The sequence below is a fragment of the Oceanobacillus salinisoli genome, from assembly GCF_009733865.1.
In the GTDB taxonomy this organism is placed as follows: domain Bacteria; phylum Bacillota; class Bacilli; order Bacillales; family Amphibacillaceae; genus Oceanobacillus; species Oceanobacillus salinisoli.
Genome location: NZ_WOFB01000007.1, coordinates 253790 through 261048, shown reverse-complemented (window position 1 = coordinate 261048; position 7259 = coordinate 253790). Strand labels below are relative to the sequence as shown.

The window sequence follows — 7259 nt, the reverse complement described above, 5'->3', positions numbered from 1 at the left end:
AATTTTCCACCTTAGAAATATTTTCCGAATAATAATTGACAATATTTTAATTATTGCTATATTAAATCATAAATATATGATTTTTTGGAAAAGCGCAAGCGCCCGTTTAGCGACGTACGGAGGTGAGGGAAGTCCGCTAGTCGCTGGACGATGGAGCTAGACTTCAAAGCGCAAATTTATACTTTCTTATCTTTTTAGAAAAACTCGCATTCTACCGTCCAGAAGCGAATGTGTTCGTTTTTCTTATTATTTAGGACGTTTTAGCTACGTTGAATCCACCTCTTTGATAATGGTAAGTTTTTATTTCTCTATTTCATTTACAGGAGGTACATGTATGAGCTTCAGTATTTTGATCAGTGACCCACTAAGTGAAGACGGAATTCAGCCCCTAAGACAAGCAGATAATGTCCATATCGTGATGGAAACAGATTTATCTCCAGAAGAATTGGAAGAGCGAATCGGTAACTTTGATGCATTAATCGTTCGCAGTGGTACTCAGGTTACCCGCTCCCTTATTCAAAAAGGGAAAAACCTTAAAGTTATCGGCCGTGCTGGGGTTGGAGTCGATAATATTGACTTGGATGCAGCAACGGAACATGGGATTATCGTTGTTAATGCACCGAATGGAAATACCAACTCCGCCGCAGAACATACGATGGCGATGTTAATGGCACTATCAAGAAATATACCTCAAGCATATCTTTCTCTAAAAAATCATCAGTGGGACCGAAAAAAATACGTTGGCGTGGAATTACGGGATAAGACTTTGGGAATTGTTGGTCTTGGCAGAATCGGTACAGAAGTGGCAACAAGAGCAAAAGGGCAGCGAATGAATGTCATTGCATATGACCCATTTTTCACAGAGGAAAAAGCAGAAAAGATGGGAATCGGCTATGGAACCTTTGAAGAGGTCATCCAGCAAGCTGATTTTATTACCGTACACACGCCACTGCTTAAAGAAACAAGACATATGATTAATGCCAAAGCGTTTGAATTAATGAAAAACGGCGTATTCATTATCAACTGTGCCAGAGGCGGAATTATTGACGAAGATGCTCTTTACGATGCGATTGTTTCTAAAAAGGTTGCTGGTGCTGCACTGGACGTTTTGGAAGAAGAACCATTTATGGACCATAAATTACTGCATTTACCCGAAGTAGTTGCCACACCACATTTAGGTGCCAGCACTGTAGAAGCCCAGGAAATTGTAGCTGTCGATGTTAGTAAAGATGTCCTTCGTTATTTAAACGGAGATAGTGTCAAAAATCCAGTAAACCTCCCTTCCCTGCCAAAGGACGTCATGAAGAAGGTAGAACCATATTTTCATTTAGCGGAAAAATTAGGTTCATTTTTAATTGATCTTGTGGATGAGGTTGCAGAAGAAATTAATATTTCATATGCTGGAGAGCTTTACGATATCGAAGTTGCTCCCATTACAAGAAACACGGTTAAAGGGATTTTAAAACGCCATCTTGGTATGCATGTCAATGATGTTAACGCTTTGTTCCTTGCTGAAAAGAAAGGAATTGTCGTCAATGAAAATAAAACATCATCGGCAAAAGGCTTTACAAACTTAGTTTCGGTGGAAATGAAAACTAAATCAAAAGTACGAAAAGTAGCTGGTACGCTGCTAAATGGACTAGGAGCCCGAATTGTAAAAGTGGATAATTACAGTGTAGACGTCCGCCCAGAAGGTCATATGGTTGTTATCGAACATATGGACCAGCCAGGAGTGATTGGCCGAATGGGTAGCCTGCTCGGTCGCCATCATATCAATATTGCAACTATGCAGGTAGACCGCTCAGATATTGGCGGAGAAGCGATTATGATTCTAACGATAGACCGCCATTTAGATGACAATGCTTTAGCTGAATTAAATGAGCTGGAGGAAATTAAGGATGTTGTAGCCATTGATTTGTAATAAGAAAAGCGCAAGCGCCCGTTTAGAGACGTACGGACTGCGCCTGGCCATGCCAGGTGGTTCGGTGTTGCCGCGCAAAGCGGCGGTTTTAACCGAACAGTCCCCGCAGGAGATATAGGAAACATGCCCCTTCATAGGGGTATGCCGACGCCTGAGCGCTGTCCCGCTTTTAGTCGGCCTTCCTAAAAAAAGTGAGTCGATGTTGACTTATCCTACGGAGGTGAGGGAAGTCTCGCTAGTATGCTGGGCGCTGGAGCTAGACATCGATACAAAATTTTATACTTTCTTATCTTTTCAGATAAACCGACCTGGTTGGAGAGGTCGGTTTTATTTTGGTTGTGTGGTGGGAGTTGTTTTATTGGTTGATTTCCTGCTGATTTTTGTTGATATGTGCCAGCCAATGGTTGATATCTTCCTTGCTCGGGTTGATATACGCTTGCTTTGAGTTGATATTTTGTGCAACGGTCGATATGTTCTCCTTTACGGTTGATATATCCCCGTCAATGGTTGATATCTTCCTTGCTTTGTATCCATTCTGCTCGTTAAATTTACACAACAAAAAAGCACACAACCAGTATCCACCTGTTGTGCACCTTACAAAATTACAGTTTTTCCACAAGTTCTAACACCTCTGTCAGACTTTTCACCTCATATGTAGGCTTCACTTCCACATTTTCAATCCCTTTGCGGTTAATCCATACCGAACGAATTCCAGTACGATTGGCACCTAAAATGTCTGTATTTAAATTATCCCCAACCATCAGAACTTCATCTGCAGATAAACCTATTAGACTTAGTGCATGTTCAAAAATGCTTGGATCTGGTTTTCCTTTTCCAAAGTCCCCTGAAATGAGAATCTCATCAAAATAAGGTCTAAGCTCTGGTGTGATTTCCAGCTTTATATTTTGAAGCTCCGGTGACCCATTGGTGAGAAGTAGTAATCGATATTCACCACGAAGACTGTCAAGAACCTTTAAACTATCTTCAAACAAGAACGGAACTTTCTTCCGCTCCTCTGGAAAAGTTTCTGCCAGCTCCAGCCCAAATTCTGGGTCATCAATGCTGAATTCAAGCAGCGCGTTTGTCCAGGCCTGCTTTTGGTAAGAAGGAGCGATTTCTTTTAGTTTTTGAAAATCCTCCCCTTCATCATTGAAAGTACCCCATAAACCTTCGAAAGGGTTAATACCTATCATTTTTGTAAATGGGTATACATCATAACTTTCATACAATTCCCTTGCCTTTTTACGAACAACTTGCTCCAACGCTTCCTGATCCAAGTTGTATTTTTCTTTTGCTCTTTTGCAGGTGCCACGAAATGCTTGTCTTACACTTTCTTCATCCCATAGCAATGTATCATCTAAATCAAAGAAAACTGCTTTTAGTTTACTCATCCGTTTTTCCTCCTTTCTCTAACTCCTTATAAAATTATTCGCCCAATTCTAATTTAACATAAAATAATTTAAAATTTAGTCTTGCTTAAATTAAAAATTTAATTTATGATTAATAGAAATCTTTTATGCAAGGAGATAATTTAAATGGTAGATCAATCAATTCGTGTGGAAGAAAGTGAATCAAGAAAATCAAAGCCCAATTCAAATGAGCTTGTGTTTGGAAGATATTTTACAGACCATATGTTCGTGATGGACTATACAGAAGGCATAGGATGGCATAATGCCAGCATTATTCCTTATCAGGACCTTTCCATCAGTCCAGCAGCTATGATTTTTCATTATGGTCAGTCTGTATTCGAAGGACTTAAAGCCTTTCGAACACAAAATGGAGACGTTCAATTATTTAGACCGGAAAAGAATGTGCAGCGTTTGAATCATTCAAACGCACGTCTCGTAATTCCACCAATTGATGAGCAGTTTGGATTAGAAGCAATCAGACAACTAGTAGAACTGGATAAAGACTGGGTTCCAGACGCAGAAGGAACATCATTATATATCCGTCCATTTATTATTTCAAATGAACCATACTTAGGTGTTTCTCCATCTAGTCAATATAAATTTATCATTATTATGTCACCTGTTGGTTCATACTACAAAGAAGGCATAAATCCGGTAAAAATTGCAGTTGAAAACAAATATGTTCGTGCCGTAAAAGGCGGAACAGGTGAAGCAAAAACAGGCGGCAACTATGCTTCCAGCCTTAAAGCCCAGGAAATGGTGGAAAAAGAAGGCTATTCCCAAGTTTTATGGCTTGACGGTGTAGAACGTAAATACATTGAAGAAGTAGGAAGCATGAACGTATTCTTCAAGATTAACGGTGAAGTGATTACACCTGCATTAAATGGCAGTATTCTTCCTGGTATCACGAGAGACTCTGTAATTCAACTTCTAAAACATTGGGATGTTCCTGTTACAGAGCGTAGAGTTTCCATGGAAGAATTATATCAGGCCCATCAGGATGGGACATTGGAAGAAGCATTTGGTTCAGGTACTGCAGCAGTAATTTCTCCAATCGGTGAGCTTTACTGGGAGGACCATCACCTAACCATCAATGAAGGTAAAACGGGCGAACTATCTAAGAAAATCTATGATACCATCACAGGCATTCAATATGGTAACATAGAAGATCCGTTTAACTGGGTGGTAAAAGTCGAAAAAAAGACTAAAGTGAATTATTAATACTGATTTACACAATAAAATTTCATTTAACAAATGCAATAGAGCCGGGCTAATAACCTGGCTCTATTTTTTTTATTTAAAATTTATTGATTTTCCTCTAAATATATAGAATGCGAATTAGTTTAATTTGAGATAGTATTACCGCTACGGAAATACACTACGCTTTCCGTGGGGCTGGTGAGCCTCCTCGTGCTGTTGCGTCTTTAGGGTCTCACCGATACCTCTTTTCCCACAGGACAAGGAAGACTTCGGCAGGGTTACATCGCACGCAGAAAAAGCGGTTTTCTTTTTTCAAGGTGTCTCCGTGTATTTTCCCTTAACTTTACACAGTGTTTGTTATATAAAGAGTAATATTAGTATAAAAGCTGTGGCTACATTCGAGCCACAGCCTTTTTTGCATGAAACTATTTTGAAGGTATATGCAAAGTATTCTCTTTGCTATTTATCTCCATTTGCCATGCTTTGTTCGGCGATTTGGATCATTCGTTTGACCATCTCGCCACCCACTGAACCATTCTCACGTGCAGTTGTATCCGCTCCAAGTTCAACATTGAATTCCTTGGCGATTTCTTCTTTCATGCTGTTTAAAGCATTGTCCGCACCAGGCACTAACAATTTATTTCTGTTATTTGCCATGAAGAATCACTCCTCGTGGGTATTGAACAGAATTTATCTGCTCACTATTAGATTTTGAAATTCTGGCTATTTTATTCGACAGAAAGACCCCTTGATTTCCGCATATTACCAAGGGGTTTCTTATTCACTCTATTTCGAGTAGTTAGTTGCTGACTCTTGACCTAACGCACCGAAATACGCTTTGATAGTATTTTTATACCATTTTTATTGATGGATTAACTTACAAAGCTAATTTAATTAACTAACCTTTTCTTCGTTATCCTGCTGCTGATTCTCACTTCTTTTTCCCCACCATGTTGCCAGGACAGGTCCTGAGATATTGTGCCAAACACTAAATATGGCACTAGGCAACGCTGATAGTGGTGAGAAATGAGCAGATGCCAGGGATGCTGCAAGACCGGAATTTTGCATACCAACTTCAATAGAAATTGCTTTTTGGTCACTGAAATCTAATTTCAGCATTTTTGCAAGGAAAAAGCCAATCAATAATCCCAGTAAGTTATGTAAAATAACTACACCAAAAATCACTAATCCAGATGTTACGATGGAATCTGTGTTACCGGCTACTACCGCTGAAGCTACTGCGACAATCCCAATAACGGATACAAGTGGTAATGCTGGAACACTTTTTTCCACTTGTTTAGGAAAGAGCAATCGAATCCCCACACCTAAACCTATTGGTATTAAAACAACCTGAATAATCGAAATAAACATGTCCATAAATGATACCGGAAGCCAATTGCTCGCTAATAATAAAGTTAATGCAGGTGTTAATACAGGTGCAAGAATTGTTGATACTGCTGTTGTCGTAACAGATAACGCTGTATTCCCTTTTGCCAGGAACGCCATTACATTAGATGCAGTTCCTCCTGGACAGCATCCAACTAAGATGACACCAACGGCAATTTCTGGTGGTAGCTGAAACAGAGCTGCCAAACCAAATGCTAATAATGGCATGATTGTGTATTGAGCAAGTACAGCAATCAATACACTTTTCGGTGCTTGTACCACTCCTTTAAAATCGTCCAATGTCAGGGTAAGCCCCATACCAAACATAATGATTCCTAATAATAGCGATATGTATGGACCTATCCACGCAAAGGCTTCTGGAAAAAAGAAACTTAATACAGCAAAGAGAATAACCCATATAGCAAATGTATTCCCCGCAAAATTACTTATTTTTCCTAAAGTTCCCATATTGTCTCCTCCTAAATTGTGTTATTAATAGCGCAGTAAATCTATTAATTTTGAACATTTTACCATAGATGGACATTTTCTAATAGTACTTTTTTTAAGATAACTTTAAGAAAGTGTTATCATAAGCTAAACCATGTTCTAAATCGAATTTTCACACCATATACTTACAATGTTTTATTTTGGAGATAACGACCTTTTACATAGGAGGAGGCATACAAATGACAAAAAGCGTTCATCAAGTGGAGTTGGAAACACCTATTTCGACCATCTGGAATTTTGTGAGTGACATGAATAATTGGGCACCATTGGTTCCAGGCTATGTTGATCATAAAGTACTAAATGAGCGGCAGTCCATTTGGAAAATTCATGGTGATATTGGCATTGTACAAAGAACCGTCAGCATAAAAATTCAAATAATCGAGTGGATTGAACCGGAAACCGTCGTTTTTCAGATGAGCACCTTAAATGGAACGTGCAAAGGGAATGGCTATTTTGAAGCTGAAGCCATATCCTCTACGCAAACAAAAATGACAGGATGCCTGAGTGTCCATATAAAAGGGATGATGGGCACAATGGTAAACCCAGTGTTAAAAACATTTGTACCAAAAGTTGGGAAAGATTTTACTGAAAAGGTTGCAGCGGAAATTATGGAACGTGAGACTGCCAGGGCAACCATATAAAGCAAATTTTCAACCCATTTTTTTCTTCCCCCACTATTCATTTTTAAAATACCTCGAAAAATGAAGGCAAGGTCCAACAACCAGTTCATCACGTGATAAATATTTTCAACTGACTTAAGAAGGAGTACAGATACATCATTTCATCTGTACTCCTTTTTCTTGTTTACTCCCTTCCCTCCAGGTGTTAAAGTAAAG

7 protein-coding genes are annotated in these 7259 nt (G+C 39.1%); 3 read left to right on the top strand and 4 right to left on the bottom strand.

The genetic code is table 11. The annotated features are described in order from the left end of the window. Positions 1-334: 334 nt before the first annotated feature. Complete coding sequence (gene serA / locus GMJ66_RS07880) at positions 335-1921, top strand: phosphoglycerate dehydrogenase (RefSeq protein ID WP_156289763.1); 1587 nt, start codon at positions 335-337, stop codon at positions 1919-1921. 355 nt (positions 1922-2276) lie between these two features. Here the strand turns inward: serA and GMJ66_RS07875 are convergent, their stop codons facing one another. Then, positions 2277-2492 (bottom strand): hypothetical protein, encoded by a 216-nt coding sequence (locus GMJ66_RS07875; RefSeq protein ID WP_156289762.1) that lies wholly within the window; start codon positions 2490-2492, stop codon positions 2277-2279. Positions 2493-2523: 31 nt separating this feature from the next. Beyond that, positions 2524-3312: an HAD family hydrolase gene (locus tag GMJ66_RS07870; RefSeq protein WP_156289761.1), complete on the bottom strand. Its 789-nt coding sequence runs from the start codon at positions 3310-3312 to the stop codon at positions 2524-2526. Positions 3313-3456: 144 nt separating this feature from the next. On the opposite strand from GMJ66_RS07870, the gene GMJ66_RS07865 reads away from it, so the two are divergent. After that, positions 3457-4551, top strand: a complete 1095-nt coding sequence (locus GMJ66_RS07865) for a branched-chain amino acid aminotransferase (RefSeq protein ID WP_156289760.1) — start codon at positions 3457-3459, stop codon at positions 4549-4551. A 438-nt stretch (positions 4552-4989) separates the two neighbouring features. Here the strand turns inward: GMJ66_RS07865 and GMJ66_RS07860 are convergent, their stop codons facing one another. Next, complete coding sequence (locus GMJ66_RS07860; protein WP_156289759.1) at positions 4990-5187, bottom strand: alpha/beta-type small acid-soluble spore protein; 198 nt, start codon at positions 5185-5187, stop codon at positions 4990-4992. Between the two features lie 237 nt (positions 5188-5424). Beyond that, positions 5425-6384, bottom strand: coding sequence for a bile acid:sodium symporter family protein (locus tag GMJ66_RS07855; RefSeq protein ID WP_156289758.1), 960 nt, complete (start codon positions 6382-6384; stop codon positions 5425-5427). A 218-nt stretch (positions 6385-6602) separates the two neighbouring features. On the opposite strand from GMJ66_RS07855, the gene GMJ66_RS07850 reads away from it, so the two are divergent. Next, positions 6603-7064, top strand: a complete 462-nt coding sequence (locus tag GMJ66_RS07850) for a CoxG family protein (protein ID WP_156289757.1) — start codon at positions 6603-6605, stop codon at positions 7062-7064. Positions 7065-7259: the final 195 nt, after the last annotated feature.